Below are 20,307 nucleotides of genomic sequence, written 5' to 3'. Positions count from 1 at the left end.
GAGCGCCAAAGTCGAGTTGGCAGAGCGGGACCAGAGCCTGGTTGCGGCGCTGGCAGAGATCGATTTGCTGGCTCAATTGAACGAGAGCGCCAAAGTCGAGTTGGCAGAGCGGGACCAGAGCCTCGTTGCGGCGCTGGCAAAGGCCGAAGCTCTCGACGAAAAGATGCGTGTCGAGAAACGCAGGTATGATGTTCTGGCTCTTCTGCTTTCGAACAGTGATCGTGCGGCACGGCGGCGAAGCGCCATTGGAACGGTCGCGCGACGGCTCGGGCGCTCGGAATTGGCGAGAGTTTGCCGGGTCGTTGCGGGTTCAGGTCTTTTCGACAGAAAGTGGTATAAACGGGCCTATCCGGATGTCGCCGCTTCGAAACATGAACCGATAGTCCATTATCTTTTGTTCGGTGCCTTCGAGGGGCGCAAGCCAAATCCCCTCTTCGACAGCGCATATTATCTGAGCCAGAATCCCGATGTCCGATCCTCCGGAATCAATCCTCTTTTGCATTACATCCAATGGGGCGAGCGTGAGATGCGTCGTCCGAGTGCGGATTTCGACCCGGCTTCCTATCTCCGGCTACACCCGTCACTGACGAATGCCCGCACCCTTCTTCTTAAACATTTTCTCGACAGCGGAAGCGTCATTAAGCCTGTCGTGCCGCAGTGGAGGCCTGCTGCCCCGGACTGGAGCGCCTTCGAGGCTCTGGCGGTCGAGCGAAAAACATCAGCCAACGGATCGGCGCTTGTCGACGTGATCATTCCCGTTTATCGCGGATACGCCGACACGCTGGCCTGCATACATTCGGTGCTGACGAGCGAGAACAAGACCCCTTACGAACTCGTGGTGATCGACGACGCCTCGCCCGAACCGGATCTGTCGGACGCTCTCGACAGGCTCGCGAGGATGGGGCTCATCTCGCTGCTCCGCAACGAGAGGAATCTCGGCTTCGTCGGCACGGTCAATCGCGGCATGGCGCTTCATCCGGATCGCGACGTGCTGCTGCTCAACAGCGATACGCTGGTCTTCAACGATTGGGTCGACCGCGTCCGGGCTCACGCGGGACCAGATGTCGCATCTATCACGCCCTTCACGAACAACGGCACGATTTGCAGCTATCCCGAGTTTTGTCGGGATAATCCAGGCAAACTCGAAGTCTCCTTTTCTGAACTCGATCTCATCGCCGCGCGGGTAAATCGAGACCGGTCGGTCGAAGTCCCGACGGGGGTCGGTTTCTGCATGTACATCACGCGAAGGGCTCTCGATGTGATTGGTCTCTTCGACATCGAGACTTTCGGCAGGGGGTATGGGGAAGAGAACGACTTCTGCGTGAGAGCTTTCGAGCAGGGCATGAGGAATGTTCACGCGCTGGACGTTTTTGTATTCCATTCCGGTGAAACCTCCTTCGGTGCGGACGCTTCGCAAGCCAAAAAGGCGGGTTTAAAAGCGCTTATAGCCAAACATCCAGGCTATATCGCGCGCGTGGAAAAATATATCGGCGTCGATCCGGCACGAAAAGCGCGTCAAAGGCTTGATGCCGCCCGCCTTTTAAAAGGAGATCAACAGCGCATCATATTGTGCTTCACGCACCTGATGGGCGGTGGCATCGAGCGCTACATAAAAGATCGTGCGGAATTGAATCGAGATGCGGGCGAGGCTTTTCTGATGGCTGTTCCCGGTTCTCCGGATGGGAACAGGATCCGGCTGTCCTGCATTGGCGAAAGGCCAGTACTACCGAATTTACCCGACTTTGATATGGACGGGGACGGCGACGCTTTCGTGCAATTCCTTCGATCGCTCCCGATTGATGCCATCGAAATCCATAGTACGGTCGGGTGGTCTGCGGAGATTCTGCAATCCATTCCAATGATTTCTCGGTCGCTCGGGATCCCTTTCGATTTCACGGTGCATGACTATGTGCCGGTTTGTCCTCGGATCAATCTTATCGACGAGAGCGGGGTCTATTGCGGTGAAGAGGGAGAGGAGCAGTGTCGGCGCTGCCTGCGCGCCGGGGCTAAAACCCAAAACGTCATCCATCCCGATGCCGCAAGCTGCGGTATGACCGATATTGTTGAATGGCGGGCGCAATATGAACGCTTTCTCGCTCAAGCGCGCGAGGTCGCTGCTCCCAGTAGCGATACGGCTACGCGGCTTCGGAAGTATTTTCCGGACATTTCCGTCATGGTGCGACCGCATGAGGAGCCGGCCGCTTCCTATATCCGTCCCGTTGCGAAGCCCTATCGCGGAGGCACGCTCAATGTCGTGATTATTGGCGCAATCGGTTCGCATAAGGGCTCCGAGATTCTTCGGGACTGCGCTGATGATGCGGCGCGGCGAAGCCTTCCCATCCATTTTACGGTTGTCGGCTATACCAACATTCCCGAGCTTGCCAGCAGGCCCAACGTCACGGTCACGGGAACTTATGCGGAGCACGAAGTTTATGATCGCATCGAGGAAGCGGGCGCGCATATCGCTCTCTTACCATCCGTTTGGCCCGAGACTTATTGCTACACTCTGTCCATCGCGATCTCGAGCAAGCTCCCGGTATGCGTCTTCGAGATGGGGGCGCCGGCGGCGAGATTGCGGCAAGCGGGCAACGGAACATTGATACCGTTGTCAAAGATGTCCGACGCTAGTGCTATAAATGACATACTGCTGAACGCTGTGCCCGCCTTTGCAGCGGAGTGACCGGCCTGATGGCCCGCTCTATCTGGAGAGGGCAGGCGGCGGAATGACGCTGTACATGAGGAAAAAATGCTTCTAAAGATCGGCAAGTCGATTTCCGCCCATATCCCGCTCGTCGGACGAGTCGTGAACGATGCCCGGAGTGTGTCACGTATGACCAATGTCGAGTTCCAGGATGCGGTCGTGGAGAAGACCGAAGGCTGGCTGAACAGGTTCACATCCCTCAGGACGATGGACATTCTGGATTTCCAGCACGACAACGGGATCGGCGGACCCTTGATGGAGATCGGCGTCTTTTGCGGGAAATATTTCTCGCTTCTGGCGCGTTCAGCGCAGCGCAACGGCGACAAGCTGCTTGGCATCGACACATTTCAGTGGAGAGACGAGAAGCACGTGCTGAAAATGCTGTCGCTCAGCGATGAGACGTTGAAGGCCGACGTGACGCTCTGGCATCGTCATTCTTCCGCATGTTCGACCGAAGATATTCTGAGCCAATTAGGCGGCAAGGCGCGCTTCATCAGCATCGACGGGTCGCATGAGTGCGACGATGTCTTTCTCGATCTGCAACTTTGCGAGAATCTGGTTGCGCATAATGGTATCATCGCGGCCGACGATTTTCTCAATCCGCTGACGCTCGGCGTCAACGAGGCGATCCACAAATTCTTTGCGGTGCCTCGCCTGGTTGTCCCGGTGGCCTATATCTCGAACAAGCTCTTCCTGGCGCATCGCGCGAGCGCGGCGCAATACAAGGAGATGCTGGAGGCCGCCATCCTGGCGGACGAGGTCGAACCTCAGGCGAAAAACTTTCGCGCGCAATTGGCGAAAGGACGCCATTTCGTCGAGCAGCCGCTCTGGGGGCAGAAGGTGGTGGTCGCCTGAGCGCGGCTTTTATATCAGGGCGGAGCGGACACTGCGCCGTCACCGAAGGTGGAGAGATGCAGAAGGAACGGAAGCGAAAAAGTTTCGACTTCACAGGGGTTTTCGCCACGTGTTTCGTCGTTGTGAGCTGTTCCCGGGAATCGTCCCCGGCGGGCCGGAGTTCATGCCGATCGCATCCGGATATGTCGGCAGGAGAGGACTTGCGGGCGGTACAGTTTTCTTCGTAAGCGGGCCTCGTTCATGGGACCAAGTGCAGGCAAGAGAGTTGGGCGGAAGGAAAATGATTTTGGGAGACGAGATGGGATCGAACGTCGGCGCAGGAGGTCCAATGCGGCCGAGGTTCGTGTTGCATGTCGGTCCGAATAAGACGGGCTCGAGTGCGATACAGCACTGGCTAGCCGAGCGTGCCGATCAGCTGGCCGCTGATGGCGTTCTCTATCCGTGCCTGGCGAATGGCGGCAATATTCTCGGCGGGAACGGCAACGATCTGGTGGCGCTGTTAAACACGCCGCGCAGGGGGGCGGAAAGAGGGAATTTCGACGCGATTTCATCGCTCCTTGAGAGCTATGCGGCACAGGCCGCTGATCTCGGTTGTCACTCGGTGCTTCTTTCGAGTGAGTTCATTCCGCTAGGTCTTGAGGAGAACCTCGAGTTTTTCAGGATCAGGGCATCTGAGTTGTTCAGACCAGAGGTACTCGCCTACGTCCGCGATCCATACTGGTGGCTTTGGTCGGCCTGGGGGCAAGCCGTCAAGGGCGACGGCCTCAGCGAGGAATTCCAAGCCTATGCTTTGCGAAACTGCTTTAGCTATCAGGAAGCGCTGACGCGCTGCATTCAGCTTTTCGGCAACATCAAGTTGCTGGTCTATAGAGACTCCAAGCTGATTGAGGGCTTTGCCGCCGAACTGGGCGTTTCAGCGGAGTTGGCGGCGGGCGCATCCAACATCAGAGTCAACAGGTCTCTGACTTTCGAAGAGCTCGAAGTACTTCTCGTGATCAATCGCATTTTCCGAGATTCGGCCTTAAGCAAAAAAATCTCAAATGAAATGCTGAGGGCCAAACCCGACATCCCTCATTACCGGCATTTCGATCCGGTTCTGGCCTCGGCGATCAGGGATGCCAACGCTCCTTTCCTGGCATCCCTGATACGATACATGGTCGATACAGGTGTGCCGGTTATCGACGTCAACATGGATAACCGGTCTGAGGGGCCGCAGGTGCCAGTGGATCACATATCGAAGGAGTTGTTTCTGCTCGTCGTAGAAAGCGTAAAGCGCTGGCAGGACGAAGCTTCTCCCTATGTTCGTCTACGACGGTATGTTATGCGCCCTGTATCCGACGAGGCAGGGTACGGAGACGAGTTGCCGGAAGGGTTCAATTCGGTTGAGTATCTCGTCCTGAATCCGGACGTGCTCGCCGCAGGCAGCGATCCCGTGGTCCACTACCTGTCATATGGCCGTTCCGAGGGACGGTTGTTCAAACGCCCAGAGGCGGGGGAAGGACAATCACAGGACACACCTCAATCTGCGGAGGGCCATCAATGAAAGCTCTCGATCCGCTCGCTGTCGCCGATGATATGGGACGGTCGGCGTTGGTCTCCAGTGAGAAACGACACGGAAGAAAGAATCACGAGCCGCGAAAAAAGGGGCTAGATTGAGAAGATTTACGGGCGACTTCTGGCGAAAGGACATCGATACCGCAAAGATCGAGGCGCGGATCAAATCGATCGCGGTTCTGTTTTTGTCATTCGCGATATTCAATCTCGACGGCCTCACAAGTTTCACGCTGTCGGTCGATGATGAATTTGCCGCCTTTCGGGAGAATGCGGCCGCCTGGGTAGCACAGGGACGCTGGACGATCTACTTGTGGGAGCGGTTCGTCGTCCCCCAGCCGGTCTTGCCCTTTCTGCCATTGGCGCTATTTGGGCTGTTTTGTGCGGCCGGCTACTTGCTTTTCCTCAGGGCACTGGGGCGCGAGCGGATGGGGCTCTGGTCGCTCCTTGCTTTTCCTCTGTTTTCCGCATTTCCGACCTGGGCGTTCCTGACAGCCTTCCAGAGCAATACGGCGGCTGCCGGGCTGGGCGTCTTCTTGTGTTGTTGGTCTGCCTTCCTCCTGCGTGCAGAGCGCGAGAGGGCCGGTATCGACGGGAAGGGCATTGCGCTGCTCGCTGCCGCTGCGCTGACGGGAGCGGCGGCGATCGGTTGTTATCAGTCTTTTGCTCTCGATCTCGCTGTAATGTTTTGCCTGGCAATCGTCGCAATGGCCTTCGACGGGAGAATGGCGAGAGCTGTTCTTGTCGACTGTTTGGCGGCAGGAGCGGTCCTCATCGCATCGCTCGCGATCTATGCCCTCCTTCTCAAACTATTCATGAAAGGTACGCAGACAGACGTCTCCTATATTCAGGGGTTTGTGCGGCTGGATGATCTGTTCAACCAGCCGGGCGATGTTCTTTCGCATCTCGTGAGCCAGATGCGTCAGGTCTATTTCGGCAAGGACGACGTTTACGGCTACAAATCTCCGGCTGTTGCGGTTCTGCTCGTCATGGCTGCCGTCGGGATGGTCCTCCACGCCCGCAGAATTGCGGCCACACGAGGGGCAATCCTCGGACTATTGGCGGTCGTGGTGCTGCTGCTTGCACCGTTCGGCATGAATTTGATGAGCGGCGGCAGCATGCCTGTGAGATCCCTTGTCGCAGTGCCGACGGTTTTCGCAGGAATGGTCCTGTTGGGCTTCCCGAATGCGAGCGGGGGACTGAAGCGCATCGGATTCGTGGCGCTGCTCGTGCTCTATTTCTCGATGTTCAAAACGCTTGCGGCCTTCAACGCGACCCGCGATCTCGTGCAAGTCAATGATCGGCAAATGGCTCTTGCGCTCTCGGAGCGGGTCGCTCGCCTGTCGTCGGCAACCGCGCGCGACAAGCCATTGACGATCGACGTCTTCGGATTCCGACCTTTCAAAAGCCCCTATTCGAAGATCGACGGTTCGACGATTGGAGCGTCCTTCTTTGAGTGGGACAGAGGAAATCCATATCGGATGGTGACTTATTTGAAGCTCATCGGACTACCGATATTCGATGTGGTGCGGCCGGAGCGTCGGCCGGAGCTGCTCGACGAGTTCGTCGATATGCCCCCTTGGCCTGCCGAGGGCGCGGTTCGGGTTAGGTCAGATGGTGTCGTTCTGGTTAAGCTGTCGGATATTCCAAATCCGAACTATCGGGATTTGCTGTCGGGCGACGGATTGCCGGACAGAGGACAGGAGAAGCCCTTTTTCAGCCTCTCGGACGCCCCAGCCGGCAAATGGTCGCTGCGGAACGGTTTGGTGGAGGCGCGGACGGGCAGCGAGATCGCTCTTAGCACGGTGAGCGATCCGCAACTCATTTTCGAGACCGGCGACGCTCAGCTCGTCAAGAGCTGCAGCCGTATCGAATTGCGTATGCAGCTCAAGGTCGAGCGGCCTACCGGCGTCCAGATCTTCTACAAGCCGCCGGGGCAAGGCGAATTTAACGGAGAGACCTCGACGGACACACAAATCGCGCCAGCCCCGGATGGAGGCTTTGTCGACATTCGTCTTCAGATCATCAGCCGGACCGGATTCGCCGATAGCTTCAGGCTCGATCCGGTGGACAGCAACCAGAGGGTGACGATCCGAGACATGCAATTGCTTTGTAGGCACAGTCGACCGGGGATCTGACCGGAGCGAAGGAAGCTGTTTAGTATTGCTCGTGCTCGACGAGGGCTTCTTTATGACGAGCCCAGAGCGATTTCATTTCTTTTGGCCAGAAATAGAAATTTGCATCCCCGTCGCTGTCGGCGAGCCGCTCAGCACCGGTGCGGAGATGAAGTTCGATCACCTTGAGATTCCGGAGGTCGACCTTGAAATGCGAGCGGTTGAACCCAAGGCTCGAAAAGCTGATTTTGTAAACGAGACACAGGCTGACATTTGCGAGCCCCTTCGGACGCGGCGCTGGAATTATCCAGCTTCCCCAGCTAAACGATCTGATTCCGTTTTCGAATTGAAAATCATAAAGCCGAACCGTTCCGGCGCGGCGGCCTTCGTGCATGATCAGGTAGTAATATTCTTCCCCTCTGTCCTCTCGTGCGACGTAGCTTTCGATCCATCGGCGCTGGGCTTCCACGCTGTCGTCGACCGGACTTAGAAAAGAATTCAGCTGCGGGTCGGTGCGGAGCGAGAGAATGAACTCGGCGTCGTCCGGCCTGACCGGCTTGAAATGCGTCCGTCTTCGCTGATCGAGCGCTGAATTCTCCACTAGAGAAGAGCCTTTATCAGACATTGGTTCGCCTTCCTATAACTGCGCTTGTGCGGCGAGCGAGCGGCGAGAATTCCGTGTCATGACGTCCGCCTGACCGAACTTATCATCCAAAGCCCGAGATAGTTCAGAGTGAAACTGACCGCTATGCCAAAGATGCCGCTCAACCACGGTTCAATGCCCCAACGTGTCTGCAGGGATACGAAGCCAGCCGACACAACCATCGAAAACAGATAGACCGCAGCGGAAAGTGAGAAGGATACGGTGTCGACATTGGTTTGAAAGGTGATTTTCAGATTGGCGGTGATCGCAGCCAAAAGCCCCGCCAGATATGCGACGACATAAGCAATGCCAGGTGAGAGAAGGTGGACCAGAAGCAGAAACAATGCGTAGGTCGCGATGGTATTCGCTGCACCGACCAAGCCGAATACCAAGAGTCTCTTCATCTCGTCGTTTCTTGCGAAGCGAGGATCGCTTTGAATTGATCGTAGCTTCTTATGTAGTCGGACGGATCGTAGGAGTGTGAAGCAAAGACCATCAGTACTGCGTCGGAACTGTAATTGTATTGAGTGCCCCAAATCATCGGTGGCATGTAGACCCCCAGGTTTGGGCGATTGAGCCGGACCTCGACGCTCCGCTCGCCGTCGTCGAGAATGAGCGAGACGCTGCCATGCACCGCGACGAGAAACTGTGCGCAGCGCCTGTGGGCATGATCGCCCCGCATTTCCTCGCTTGGAACGCCATAGATGAGGAAAATGCGTTCCGGCCGAAACGGTAGATTGGTCGAAAGTTCAATCGCGCTGAGCGAGCCTCGGAGATCGGAGAAGACCGGCACCGGCCACAGCTCGCCTGCGCCTACGCCAATCTTCGTCGGTGCGTCGAGCTTGGAGTCCCTAGAAAAATGCCGCCGGGCGACGGGTTGCCCGGAACCCTCCCCATAGCCGAGCACCCGGGGTCTCGGCGCCGAGAGTATCATGTTCGGCGGAACATTCTCAGCGACTACCACGCCACTGCCAATCCGGGCGTAAGTGCCGATCTCGACCCCCGCCGTGACAGTCGAACCGCCGCCGATCACGGCCCAGGGCTTGATGATGGTCGGCCGGTCGGAATCCGACAATATCTGCGCGCCGGGACCGATCACGACGGAGTCACCCACGACCGCGCCCGGTCCAACATAGGCGAGAGGCCCGATGGTCGCGGAGGGTGACAAGGTCGAGGTTGGGTCGATAAATGCGCTCTGATCGATCATCTTTCATCCGCGATTTAATGAGAGTCGTCGGGACCTCGGCTTGGACCGTGCCACGGTTAACCGAACCGATCGACCGTTCGTTCGGCAGGGCTCTCCACTGGCCCGTAATGGCGAGCATACCGCACGATGGCGATCGGACGTCTTTTGGTATTTTCATAGGTTCGCCAGGCGTAATGACCAACAAGGCCGATACCAAGAGTATTCAGCCCGCCGAAGAAGACGATGGTCAGGACGGTCGCTGCGTAGCCGGAAACCGGGATGTTGCCAAAGACGCGCGCAATGAGAACGAGAAATCCCCAGACAGAAGCGAGAAGCATGCCCGCCAGGCCCAAGATAGTCAGTATCCTGATCGGCAGGTCCGTGAAGGCGAAGATACTGTCCAGCAAATAGTCGATTTTTTTACGGAGGGTCCAGGCACTCCTGCCGTATTTTCTCGCCCTGCGGGTATAGGAGACTTCGGAACGCCGGAAGCCGATCCAGTAGACAAGGCCGATCAGCGAGCTATGCGACTCGCCCAGCGCGAGCAGTTGGTCTCTCACTTGGCGTGTGCAGGCAAATAGATCGACACCTCCCTCCGGGATCTCGCGGATGACGAGGCTGCGGTATATCTTCCAGAACAGGCCGGAAGACATCTGCGTCAACATGGGATCTTCGCGGCTTTCGCGAACGCCGACGACGATGTCTGAGGAATTGTCGACGAGCCGCTCCAAAAACGCGACCAGCAATTCCGGAGGCTCCTGAAGGTCGGCCGCTATCATTCCAAGATACTCGCCATTGGCGGCGGCAAGTCCCGTTCTGATCGCGGCGAAGGAGCCGAAATTCCTGGCGTGAGCGAGAAGCTGTGAGCGGAACGGGGCTGACGGCAGCCGCTGATCGAGGATCGAGATGCTGCCATCGGGACTGCCGTCGACGACGAAAACAGCTTCGATATCCATGCTGAATTGCGTTCGGACAGATAGCTGTATATCGGCCAGGGCCCGGATCAATTCCCCAATCGATTCAGCGTTTTTATAGACAGGGATGATGATCGAATAGAGCAATCTACCACCCGTTCACAGCGCGAATGACCGCGTCGATCTCGTCGTCGCGCAATTCGGGATAACAGGGAAGGGAGAGTATTTCTTTCGAAAGCTGCTCGGTTATGGGCAGGCTCAGATCGCTGCCTGGGAGATCGCGCCATCCGGGTTGATGATGATCGGGTATCGGATAATGAATGTCGTTGCCGATGCCGGCCGCTCGAAGACGCTCACGGAGCGCCTCGCGATCCACACATCGCACGACAAACAGATGTGCGACGTAACTCTCGCATTCGTGGACCGGAACCGTCACCTTCGAGTTGTCGAGCAGCAGTTTGTAGCGTGTTGCGATTTCGCGTCGGCGGATATTCCATTCGTCGAGATAGCGCAATTTTACGCGGAGAAAGGCGGCCTGCATTTCATCAAGCCGACTGTTGCGTCCGCCTCGCATCATGATCTGATATTTGTTCTTCCAGCCGTATTGCCGGAGCGATCGCACGCGCTCGCTAATATCGCTGTTGCTGGTGACGATGGCGCCGCCGTCCCCGAGAGCGCCGAGATTTTTGGTCGGATAAAAGCTGAAGCAGCCGAGGTCGCCGAACGTGCCGGCCTTTCGGCCTGCCATCACTGCGCCATGGGCCTGTGCGCAATCTTCGATAACCGGAATGCTGCGGCTTGTGCAAATCGCCATGAGCTGGGTCATCTGTAAGCGATGTTTCGTTCACACCTTGACTGGATAATTCCAAGGGAGCAGATCTTTGATCTGGCTTTGCTTGTGTCCGTTGACGATCCTGGTAAGGACATTAGTGAGCCAGGCCTGTGGATCGACGTCGTTGAGTTTGCAGGTCTCAACGAGCGAGGCGATGACGCCCCAGTTCTCGGCACCAGCATCATGACCTGCAAAGAGTGCGTTTTTCCGATTGATGGCTATTGGCCGGATGCTGCGCTCGACGCTGTTGTTGTCCACCTCGACGCGCCCGTCGGTCAGGAACAGGCAGAGCCCATCCCAGTATTTGGCAATATATTTGAGCGCCTCACCAAGCGGCGCCTTGGGTGAGACGCGGGCGCGGTGATGGACGAGCCATGTTTCCATGTTGGCGATCAGTGGTTTTGATCGAGCCTGTCGTACTGCCAGACGCGCCTCAGCGCTCAAGCCTGCGATGTCCTTTTCAATTTGATAGAGGGCCGCAATGCGGCCGAGCCCTTCCTCGGCAATCGGCGCGGTCGCATTTTGCGCAACCTCATAGAGCTTACGCCGCGCGTGGGCCCAACAATAGGCAAGCCGGATGTCCCCGCCGATGCGCTCGGGCCCAATCAGTCTGTTGTATCCGGTATAGCCATCAACCTGCAGAACCCCCGTGAAGCCCTGCAATATCCGTTCAGCATATTGGCCAGATCGCCCCGGCGCATAGGTGAAGGCAACACCGGGTGGGTCTTCACCGCCCCAAGGCCGGTCATCACGCGCCAGGGCCCAGAAGTAACCTGTTTTGGTTTTTCTGCGCCCCGGGTCCAGCACAGGCGCCCGCGTCTCATCCATAAACAGCTTTGAAGAGCATTTCAGATCGGCGATCAGCGCCTCAAATACAGGCTTCAGTTCGTATGCCGCCTTGCCAACCCAATCGGCCAGCGTGGATCGGTCCAAATCAATGCCCTGGCGGCTGTATATCTGCGCCTGTCGGTACAAGGGGAGATGATCGGCATATTTGGAGACCAGCACATGCGCGATTGTTGCTTCGGTTGGAATCCCGCCCTCGATCAGATGAGCCGGTGCCGGGGCCTGCCTCACACCATCGCCGCAGGAACGGCAGGCATACTTCGGGCGGCGCGTGATGATGACGCGGAACTGAGCCGGGACCACGTCCAGCCTCTCCGATACATCCTCCCCGATGCAATGCAGGCATCCGCCACAGGTGCAGATCAGGCTTTCCGGCTCGATAACTTCTTCGATACGAGGAAGATGGCCCGGAAGCGAACCACGATTGGGCGCGCGTGGTTTGGAGGCTCGTTTGCTCGGCGCAACATCGGCTCCTTCCTCGGCCCGGATGGTCGCAATGGCGGTTTCCAGGTCCTCCAGCGCCAGATCAAACTGATCAGGATCGGCCCTCTCGGATTTGCGCCCGAAGGCGGCCTGCCTGAAGGCGGCAACCAGTTTTTCCAGTCGTTCGATCCGCTCGTCCTTACGAGCTTCACGCGCCGTCGCGGCGATCAGCAGCGCCTTCAGGGCAGCAATGTTATCGAGAAGATCAGCGGTCTCAGGCATGCGCCAAGTCTACCAAATCCGGCCCCGATTTGCCTTTGGAATCAGACAGCCGAGTCACCGTGCCGCAGCTATTCGATAGCTTTCGGCGCTCTCGTTTCGACGGTGCGAACCCGCCGCCAATCAAGCCCCGCAAACAGGGCCTCGAACTGAGCGTGATTCAAGCTCATCAGGCCGTCCCTGATATCAGGCCAGGTAAAGCTATGCTCTTCCAGCCGCTTGTAGGCCATCACCAGACCGCTGCCATCCCAGTAGATCAGCTTCAAACGATCGGCCTTGCGCGACCGGAACACATAGACCGTGCCTGTGAACGGGTCCTTGCGCAGCTCATTCTTCACCAGCGCCGCCAACCCGTCATGTCCTTTGCGGAAGTCTACCGGCTTCGTCGCCACCATGATCCGTACGCGGTTTGACGGAAAGATCATGCCGAGACCGCAAACGCACGCGCAACGGTAACGATCCGGCTGGCTGACGCGCCTTCCTCCAGACGGATCGTGACAGCACCAACTATGATCTCGGGACGGCTGATATTCCCCGACGGATACCCGGCCTCGGGCGGCTCCACAACCATCGCCGCAAACTCAACCGCATCCGCCGGAGCGGGCAAGACCAGCTTGCCCTGGCGCGCCATCGTACGCCACGATGACAGGTGGTTCGGATTGAGCCCATAACGCGCCGCCACCTCGCCAACCCTCACCCCCGGTCGCAAACTCTCCGAAACAATCCGCGCCTTGACATCATCCGGCCAGCGGCGATGTCCCTCACGTTCGGTCTTGCCCATCGTGAGAACCTCCAATGTACTCTCCATGGAGAAACTCCCTGCAATCTTCCATCAAAAGGTGATCGCAGATCACGACGCCAGAGGTAATGTGGGGGCAAAACACCGCTTACGGTCATCTCGCACATGCGACCGAAAAGGTGAGTTGCAACCACTGCTGAGACGGGATGAGAGTCGAGCAGGGCACCCAGCTTCGATTGGTCGAGGAGAAATCTGTCCGGCGTGACATCGATATAAAGGGGGATCGCACCGATCGAGCGAATTGCTGTGGTCGCGTATCCGCCGGCATTCGCAACGGTTACAACCACGCTGCCCGAGGTAACACCGAGGGCGCGCAGTCCCAATTCGAGGGCGTCTGAACCATTGGCGAGGCCTATCGTATGGTCGGAGCCGCAGTAGGCGGAGAACTCCTGCTCGAACCTCTGGTTCTCTGTCCCAAGAACATACCAACCGCTCGCAACGACGCGCGCGCTGGTGTCGGTCAGTTCATCCTTCAAGGCGTTGTTCTGGCGCAGCAGATCGTTAAACGGAACGATTTGACTCATATTGCAAGGAACTCCGCTGTCGCTACCCGGACGACCATTTGCGGTAGGACATTGCATAAGAACGCTTAACAAGTGCCCACCATCCAGCCGACCTGCATCTGCGGATGAGCGGCCCTCCAGATGTTGCTCCCTCCCGACCCGCCAAAACGAGTTGTCTCTTTCATTAGACACTGAGGCTGCCCGGTCGGTCAACCTTCAGTGTGGATGCCCAGCAGTTCTCACGATAGCGCCGCCGGGAATGGGTTGGAGTTTGGAGGTTTGTCCGGAGGTGGGGTTGAGGGGCAGGCTGTTTTGGGTGGCGGCATTCCGGTGATGATGGTTCGCATGAGGATATGCCAGGAGGGGAAGAGGTGGTAGGCGGTGATCTCAGCGGCAGTTTTCCGGGTCACGGGCAAATCGGTGACGAAGCTGTTGCGGTAGGTCACCTTGCCATTCGGCCTGACGATCTCGATCTCCAGCCAGTTGATGGTGAGCGCGTCCTTGCTGTCCCTGAGCGGCACGTCTTCCATCCAACGATAGCGATGGACGCGCTTGGCCGATCCGGCGCCCACGGTCTGGCTGAAGCCGTCGAGCTCCACCCCCGTTCAGATATTCTTTCAAAGTCTTGTTGCTGGATGGCTTGCACCTGAATGGGCCTATGCTCGCGCCTACCAAACCTCAGACCAGCGCGCCGCCGAACTGCCATACTGGATGCACCACTATAATTGGCACCGGCCGCATGGCAGCATCGAATCAAAGCCACCTATCAGCCGACTCGGCATAGATGGGAACAACCTGTCGAGGTTCCATACCTAGGTCATGCTCCATGTCTCGTGCATCCGCCATTTGCGCGGTCGGTCGACCTTGTGCGGATCTGGATGAAGGGCTCGATCAACGCCCATTCCTCGTCCGTACAATCACTTGCATAGTGCAGACGCCTCCGATCATATTGTTCCCAAATGATTTCAGTCCGGGCCATCCGATCCTCCGTCGTCTTTGCAAACAAGAAAGAATTATAAGCCTCTGAAATCACTCAACATAATTTTCAGAGGGCTCTTACTTGGGCGGGACATAAAATGGTCGATGTCATTCTTCAGGTTTTTATTCTATTGAATGTTTGAGGTGATGGTCGAAGAATTTTCTCAAAACCATCCTGTGGTGCCTGGCTCGGGTGGCCACGCAGTGTCTGTCGTGCTGGTGACGTTCAACAGCAGCAAGGTCGTTGAGCGCGCGATACGTTCTGTGCCGTCTGGTGTAGGGGTTATCGCGGTGGATAATGCGAGCAGTGATGATTCCGTGGCACTTGCGCGTAAAGCTGGCGCGCAATGCATTTGCGGCGATAGAAATCTGGGCTTTACCCGGGCGTCGAATTTGGGCGCATCCAAATGTAATGGCGAATTCATTCTTTTCATGAATCCCGATGCTGCATTGAGGGCGGGCGCGCTGGAAACCATGGTTGCGACGGCGCAGCGATTTCCTGACGCTGGCGCCGTTGCTCCACGGCTTTTCAACGACTCGGGGCGATTGCCATGGCGGTATTCCTCGGTCCTGCACCCGTATGACAGAAGCGCGCCTCCCGAGCCGGAGGCTGCGAGTTGTGTGCCGCTTCTGACCGGAGCCGCATTGCTTTGTCGCGCGAGCGCATTCAATTCAATAGGCGGCTTTGACGAAAATATCTTCCTCTATCATGACGATGATGATCTCAGTTTGCGTCTGACGAGAGCCGGATGGTCGTTGATTTATGAACCCGAAGCCGAGGTCTTCCATGTTTCGGGTGGCTCGAGCCCTCAGTCTTTGCGACTTTTGCGATTCAAGGCGAGGGAGCGCCTTGTTTCCCGTAAGTATGTTCTGAAAAAATATGGCCTTGGGTTCGATCCGGATCGGGAGTTTCGCAAGGCTGTTAAACGTCTGTTGATTGCGATTTTGAAACTTGATCTGAAGCGCGTTGCGGCGGCCATGGGGCGGCTCGACGCATTAAAAAACCTTTGAGCCTGGAAACTGACGGTGACACTCTAGTACGTCAGTCGATACCTCAACCAGCCCGATTGCGGGCAAGCGACGGACACTCAGAACATTTGTTTGCATACTGAGTCGTTCCGCAGATTCCGACCTCTGGTGGTAAAGATGATAAAACGCTGGATCGTAGCGAAGTTTTTCGGAAACCCGGAACAGGTGTTGCCGCTAATGAGGCGGCTGTTCGTTGAAAATGTTGCAGAACACAAACTGGGGTATCTGAGTGCTTTCGCATGCATGGGTCTTGTCGCAGTGACAACAGGCGCCAGCGCGTGGATCATGAAGGACATTATCAACCGGATCTTCATCGACAAACAGGAAAATATGATCTGGCTGATCGCAGGGGCCGTGATCACCATCTACACGGTCAAAGGCTTGTCGAGCTATGGACAAGAGGTGATACTTACGCGCATTGGAAACGCAATCATCGCTTCCCTGCAGCGGCGGATTTTTGATCGCCTGTTGGATCAATCAATCAGTTTCTATCAGCGTCATACATTCGGTGATCTGGCGACGCGAATGTCATACAACGCGCAGGCGGCCCGTGCGGTCGTAGATCTTGTCATGACAAGTCTTGGGCGCGACCTGATGTCCCTCATTGCGCTAACCGCAGTCATGATCGCGCAGGATCCACTGATGTCCGGGGTGGTTTTACTCATCATGCCGGGAGCAGTCATCGGCGTCACGAGGCTCGTAAAGCGCGTGAAATTGATTATGCGCGCGGAATTAAAATCGCTCGCTCAGATCGTCTCCACGATGCAGGAAACAGCGATCGGTATACGTATCGTAAAGTCATTCCGTCTCGAAGACGTGATGCGAAAGGCGATGGGGCGGGCCATCAGAGATGTGGAGAAGCGATCCAACAAAATTGCTGTAACGGGCGCGATGACGGGACCATTGATGGAGTCCTTAGGGGGCTTCGCCATTGCGGGGATCATCATATATGGCGGCTGGAATGTGATTGAAAACGGAGCCGATGCAGGTGGCTTTTTTTCATTTATTACGGCGATGTTGATGGCTTATGAACCCGCAAAGCGTCTTGCTCGTCTTAACGTGCAGTTCCATTCCAATATCGTCGGCGTTTCGATGCTCTACGAGATACTTGATCAGCCAATCGACACTGATGAGGCGCCCAACGCCGTTGATCTGTCGATTACTGAAGGTCGCATCGCGCTTGAGAATGTGTCGTTTGCCTATGGCAATTCTCCAGCCCTGAACAACATATCCCTGGATATTCAACCCAACGGCGTAACAGCTTTGGTGGGGCCATCGGGAGGCGGAAAGACAACAATCTTTGCGCTTATCGAGAGATTTTATGACCCCGTGAGTGGAAATATTTCGATAGACGGTCAGGATCTCCGCACTGTTTTGTTCGAGTCGCTTCGTCGGAATATTGCGCTGGTTACTCAGGATACGTTTCTCTTTGATGGAACGATAAAGGAAAACATCGCCTTCGGGAAACCTGGCGCGTTGGACGACGAGGTGGTGGAAGCCGCAAAAAATGCCAATGCACACGATTTCATTTCTGCGCTTGAATTCGGATATGACACGCCCGTCGGAGAAGGTGGCGGACGACTTTCTGGTGGTCAGCGTCAGCGCATTGCCATCGCGCGCGCGATGCTGAGAGATGCTCCAATTCTCTTGCTTGACGAGCCGACCTCAGCTCTTGATGCACAATCCGAACACAAGGTTCAGGAGGCCCTCGATCGTCTCATGGAAGGTCGGACGACAGTTGTCATTGCGCATCGACTTTCAACGGTACGTAATGCAGATAAAATTTATGTCATGGAGAATGGTGAGGTACTGCAGTCTGGATCCCATAGCGAATTGATTGCGAAAGGAGGGCTCTATGCGCATCTCTGCGCGCTCCAGTTCCGTGAGCCTGTGGCCAGGATCGTGGCGAGCGCGAATTAGAAACGGAAAATCCGTACCGGTTCGAGTCTGTGGGTACGACGCAGTAGCAGATTGAGCGGGCCTGAGAAAAGGGGGGGCCGGGGCGACGCCTTGGCTCGGAGGAGGACTGAACCGCCCCGGGTTTGCCGGGGCTATCTGGTCCGAGTTAAGCGGCCATGACGGGCTCGTCCAGCGTGGCGTATATTGCTCTTCAGCTTCTGCTGCCCATTCAGCGCTCCTTGTGCGCTGTGGGCAGGTGTCTCACCTGTGTGGCACAGCGGCTTTGGAGCCCTAGAAAGCCTTGTATTCCGCCGGTTTTTGGAACGTTTGGCTGGGGTTCCTGGAGGCATATAGAACTTTGTGCGTCTCGCCTCCGGCAGAAATGAAGGTGCTCATGGAGGATGCAGAGGCGCTTGAGCGTGCTGCGGCGTAGAGATGGGAATTGACATATGCAAGGCATATGTTACCATGTCTTCCTCACTATGGAGGTGTTCCATGACCCGCACCGTGTCCATCTTTCGCAACAACCGCAACCAGGCAATCCGCCTGCCCAAGGACTTTGAGTTCCAGGGGGTGACCGAACTGACCATCGAGCGGCAGGGCGATACGATCCTGCTGCGTCCCGTCCGGCCGGACTGGCTGTCCTTCATGGATGAAACTCACGCGGATGCGGATTTCCTGCGCGAGCGGCCTGACCTCATTGAAGAGGGGCGGTTCTCTCTTGATGATGGGAAGCACTGATGCCGGCCATCTATATGCTCGACACCAATATCTGCTCGTTCATCATGCGCGAGCGCCCGGCCTCCGTTATTGAACGTTTGCAAGAGGTGGCAGAAAGCCAGCACCAGATCGTTATCTCGGTCATCACCTATTACGAAATGCTGTTGGGCACGGTCGGCCGCAACGCCTCGCCCCGTCATGCGCGACTGGTGGATGCTTTCGTCACCCGTCTCTCCGCCATCCTGCCATGGGAAGCGGTGGCTGCGGAAAAGGCCATGCGCATCAAGCAGGATCTGGCAGCAATGGGAACGCCCATCGGCGGCAATGACATCATGATTGCGGGTCATGCGCTGGCCGCCGAATGCGTGCTGGTGACGAACAACACGCGCGAATTCGCGCGTGTGCAGGGACTGCGGTTCGAGGATTGGGCGTGATTATCTCACCCGCCCAACCACCCGCCACCGTGATTCAGGAAAGGAATATTCGTATCGAGCGAAAATGAATGTCCGATTTGGAAGACACCAGCCGAGATAAACAGAGATCCAGGCGATTGTAATGGCGGCGGCGCAAGCACAGTCGATTCTGCCCGCGCTGGCGGACGCTATTGGATTGCAGATATTGCTCTTTCCATTCACCCAAGTCTAACGAATCAAGAAAAGGCCAAATTGACGACATGGCTTGTTGAGCAACGCCGCCTCAGCGTCGAGTGTCCTTAGGTTACTGAACTTGCCGTGGCTCTAACAGGCTGTTGAACAAATCCCGAGAAAATCGGCTATTTGTTCAACAGCCTGCTAGGCTGACCTGCCACTGAAGTTTCCCCCAACGGGGATTAGAGTTACGGCATGATTATGCCCTCTCGGGCGGTTTGAGCAACAGGCTGGCACACGGAGCCATCACAAAGCGCAGGGTGACAGCCTGTTGCGGTGAGTTTGGCGGCGAAGTCTGCCGGTGTCTGGTAGCCGAGCGCCGAATGCGGTCGACCTGTGTTGTAGTCGTCTGCCCATTCGGCGATGGCCTGACGGGCATGTTCGATGCCGAAGAACAGAGCTTCGTTCAACAGCTCGTCCCGCATCCGCCCGTTGAAGCTCTCCACGAAGCCATTTTGCATAGGCTTGCCGGGCGCGATGTAGTGCCAGTCGACAACATGGTCCTTTGACCAGGCAAAGATCGCATGCGAGGTGAACTCCGTGCCGTTGTCAGAGACAATCATCCCGGGCTTGCCGCGTTGTTCGATCAGGGTAGTCAGCTCCCGGGCCACGCGCACACCCGGGATCGAGGTGTCGGGGATCGCGGCCAGACATTCGCGCGTCACGTCATCGACAATGTTGAGAACCCGGAAGTGGCGGCCATTCGCCATCTGATCGTGCACGAAGTCGAGCGACCAGCGGGCGTTGGCTTTTGCCTCAACGAGGATCGGCGCACGCACGCCAATAGCTCTTCGTCTGGAACGGCGCTTGCGGACCGTCAGCCCCTCTTCCCGATAGAGCCGGTAGATGCGGTTGATCCCTGATGCTTCACCTTCCCGGCGCAGCAAGATAAACAAGCGCCGGTAGCCGAAGCGCCGACGCTCATTGGCCAGCTCACGTAGCCTTGCCCGCAGTTCCGTCTCTGCTGGCCGACACGAGCGATAGCGGATCATCTTGCGATCCGCCGCGATCACGGAGCAGGCCCGGCGCTCACTCATCTGGAACATCTCTCGCAGAAGAGCGACAGCTTCCCGCTTGGCGGCGGGCCCTACCATTTTTTTGCCAGAAGTTCCCGCAACGCAGAAGCATCCAGAATCGCATCAGCCAAAAGCCGCTTCAGCTTGCCGTTCTCGTCTTCCAGCGCCTTCAACCGGCGAGCCTCCGACACGTCAAGGCCACCATACTTGGCCTTCCAGTTGTATAGCGTCGCTTCCGAGATGCCGTGCTTGCGAGCCAGATCACCGGCCTTCGCCCCGGCCTCATGTTCCCGCAGAACACCAATGATCTGCTCTTGCGTAAATCGATTCCTCTTCATCGTCCGTCTCCCTTCCATAAGGCCGGACTCTAAA

Annotated in this window: 18 protein-coding genes and 2 pseudogenes; 9 read left to right on the top strand and 11 right to left on the bottom strand. The window is 56.9% G+C overall.

Annotation, left to right across the window (positions count from 1 at the left end):
• The 4 genes from ABFC66_RS12000 to ABFC66_RS11985 all read left to right on the top strand — a co-directional run.
• Window positions 1–2,680: glycosyltransferase (locus ABFC66_RS12000; protein ID WP_346741187.1), on the top strand; the 2,680-nt coding region annotated here is incomplete at its 5' end.
• A 66-nt stretch (window positions 2,681–2,746) separates the two neighbouring features.
• Window positions 2,747–3,556, top strand: a complete 810-nt coding sequence (locus ABFC66_RS11995) for a class I SAM-dependent methyltransferase (RefSeq protein WP_346741186.1) — start codon at window positions 2,747–2,749, stop codon at window positions 3,554–3,556.
• Between the two features lie 298 nt (window positions 3,557–3,854).
• Entirely contained in the window at window positions 3,855–5,099 is a 1,245-nt protein-coding gene (locus tag ABFC66_RS11990; RefSeq protein ID WP_346741185.1) for a hypothetical protein, read from the top strand.
• Window positions 5,100–5,208: 109 nt separating this feature from the next.
• Window positions 5,209–7,245 (top strand): glucosyltransferase domain-containing protein, encoded by a 2,037-nt coding sequence (locus ABFC66_RS11985; protein ID WP_346741184.1) that lies wholly within the window; start codon window positions 5,209–5,211, stop codon window positions 7,243–7,245.
• 19 nt (window positions 7,246–7,264) lie between these two features.
• On the opposite strand, the gene ABFC66_RS11980 is transcribed toward ABFC66_RS11985, so the two are convergent.
• From ABFC66_RS11980 to ABFC66_RS11940, 9 genes are all read right to left on the bottom strand, one after another.
• Window positions 7,265–7,846, bottom strand: coding sequence for a GNAT family N-acetyltransferase (locus tag ABFC66_RS11980; RefSeq protein WP_346741183.1), 582 nt, complete (start codon window positions 7,844–7,846; stop codon window positions 7,265–7,267).
• A gap of 56 nt (window positions 7,847–7,902) precedes the next feature.
• Complete coding sequence (locus ABFC66_RS11975; RefSeq protein ID WP_346741182.1) at window positions 7,903–8,268, bottom strand: GtrA family protein; 366 nt, start codon at window positions 8,266–8,268, stop codon at window positions 7,903–7,905.
• The gene (locus ABFC66_RS11970; protein ID WP_346741181.1) at window positions 8,265–9,071 is read right to left on the bottom strand and encodes a WxcM-like domain-containing protein; all 807 of its coding nucleotides are present in this window, start codon (window positions 9,069–9,071) and stop codon (window positions 8,265–8,267) included. The genes ABFC66_RS11975 and ABFC66_RS11970 overlap by 4 nt, the downstream gene beginning before the upstream one ends.
• 56 nt (window positions 9,072–9,127) lie before the next feature.
• On the bottom strand, window positions 9,128–10,111 hold the full coding sequence (locus ABFC66_RS11965; protein WP_346741180.1) for a glycosyltransferase family 2 protein: 984 nt from the start codon (window positions 10,109–10,111) through the stop codon (window positions 9,128–9,130).
• 1 nt (window position 10,112) lies between these two features.
• Complete coding sequence (locus ABFC66_RS11960; RefSeq protein WP_346741179.1) at window positions 10,113–10,790, bottom strand: DegT/DnrJ/EryC1/StrS family aminotransferase; 678 nt, start codon at window positions 10,788–10,790, stop codon at window positions 10,113–10,115.
• 18 nt (window positions 10,791–10,808) lie between these two features.
• Entirely contained in the window at window positions 10,809–12,347 is a 1,539-nt protein-coding gene (locus ABFC66_RS11955; protein ID WP_346741178.1) for an IS66 family transposase, read from the bottom strand.
• A gap of 68 nt (window positions 12,348–12,415) precedes the next feature.
• Window positions 12,416–12,769, bottom strand: coding sequence for an IS66 family insertion sequence element accessory protein TnpB (gene tnpB / locus ABFC66_RS11950; protein WP_152217685.1), 354 nt, complete (start codon window positions 12,767–12,769; stop codon window positions 12,416–12,418).
• Complete coding sequence (locus ABFC66_RS11945) at window positions 12,766–13,125, bottom strand: transposase (protein WP_246176968.1); 360 nt, start codon at window positions 13,123–13,125, stop codon at window positions 12,766–12,768. Before ABFC66_RS11945 ends, tnpB begins: the two co-directional genes overlap by 4 nt.
• A 760-nt stretch (window positions 13,126–13,885) precedes the next feature.
• Complete coding sequence (locus tag ABFC66_RS11940; protein ID WP_346741199.1) at window positions 13,886–14,245, bottom strand: hypothetical protein; 360 nt, start codon at window positions 14,243–14,245, stop codon at window positions 13,886–13,888.
• A 49-nt stretch (window positions 14,246–14,294) separates the two neighbouring features.
• Here ABFC66_RS11940 and ABFC66_RS11935 point away from each other — a divergent pair.
• Window positions 14,295–14,462: pseudogene (locus tag ABFC66_RS11935) on the top strand (integrase core domain-containing protein); the annotation flags it as partial.
• Between the two features lie 29 nt (window positions 14,463–14,491).
• On the opposite strand, the pseudogene ABFC66_RS11930 reads toward ABFC66_RS11935, so the two are convergent.
• A pseudogene (locus tag ABFC66_RS11930) lies at window positions 14,492–14,625 on the bottom strand (IS5/IS1182 family transposase); the annotation flags it as partial.
• Window positions 14,626–14,759: 134 nt separating this feature from the next.
• Between ABFC66_RS11930 and ABFC66_RS11925 the strand changes: the two are divergent.
• The 4 genes from ABFC66_RS11925 to ABFC66_RS11910 all read left to right on the top strand — a co-directional run bounded on the left by ABFC66_RS11925 (window position 14,760) and on the right by ABFC66_RS11910 (window position 18,706).
• Entirely contained in the window at window positions 14,760–15,635 is an 876-nt protein-coding gene (locus ABFC66_RS11925; protein ID WP_346741177.1) for a glycosyltransferase family 2 protein, read from the top strand.
• Window positions 15,636–15,770: 135 nt separating this feature from the next.
• On the top strand, window positions 15,771–17,573 hold the full coding sequence (locus ABFC66_RS11920) for an ABC transporter ATP-binding protein (RefSeq protein ID WP_346741176.1): 1,803 nt from the start codon (window positions 15,771–15,773) through the stop codon (window positions 17,571–17,573).
• A gap of 474 nt (window positions 17,574–18,047) precedes the next feature.
• Window positions 18,048–18,293 (top strand): type II toxin-antitoxin system VapB family antitoxin, encoded by a 246-nt coding sequence (gene vapB / locus ABFC66_RS11915; RefSeq protein ID WP_346741175.1) that lies wholly within the window; start codon window positions 18,048–18,050, stop codon window positions 18,291–18,293.
• Window positions 18,293–18,706 (top strand): type II toxin-antitoxin system VapC family toxin, encoded by a 414-nt coding sequence (locus ABFC66_RS11910; RefSeq protein WP_346741174.1) that lies wholly within the window; start codon window positions 18,293–18,295, stop codon window positions 18,704–18,706. The genes vapB and ABFC66_RS11910 overlap by 1 nt, the downstream gene beginning before the upstream one ends.
• Before the next feature lie 401 nt (window positions 18,707–19,107).
• Here ABFC66_RS11910 and ABFC66_RS11905 read toward each other — a convergent pair.
• Window positions 19,108–20,273 (bottom strand): IS3 family transposase gene (locus tag ABFC66_RS11905; protein ID WP_346741173.1). Its coding sequence is split into 2 segments (ribosomal slippage): window positions 19,108–20,021 and window positions 20,021–20,273, totalling 1,167 coding nucleotides; the frame shifts between segments, so codons are not numbered across the junction.
• Between the last annotated feature and the right edge of the window lie 34 nt (window positions 20,274–20,307).

This window comes from Parvibaculum sp. (assembly GCF_039680535.1).
Classification (GTDB): domain Bacteria; phylum Pseudomonadota; class Alphaproteobacteria; order Parvibaculales; family Parvibaculaceae; genus Parvibaculum.
Note: the sequence above shows the minus strand (reverse complement) of the source record. Positions and strands in the feature narration are given on the sequence as shown.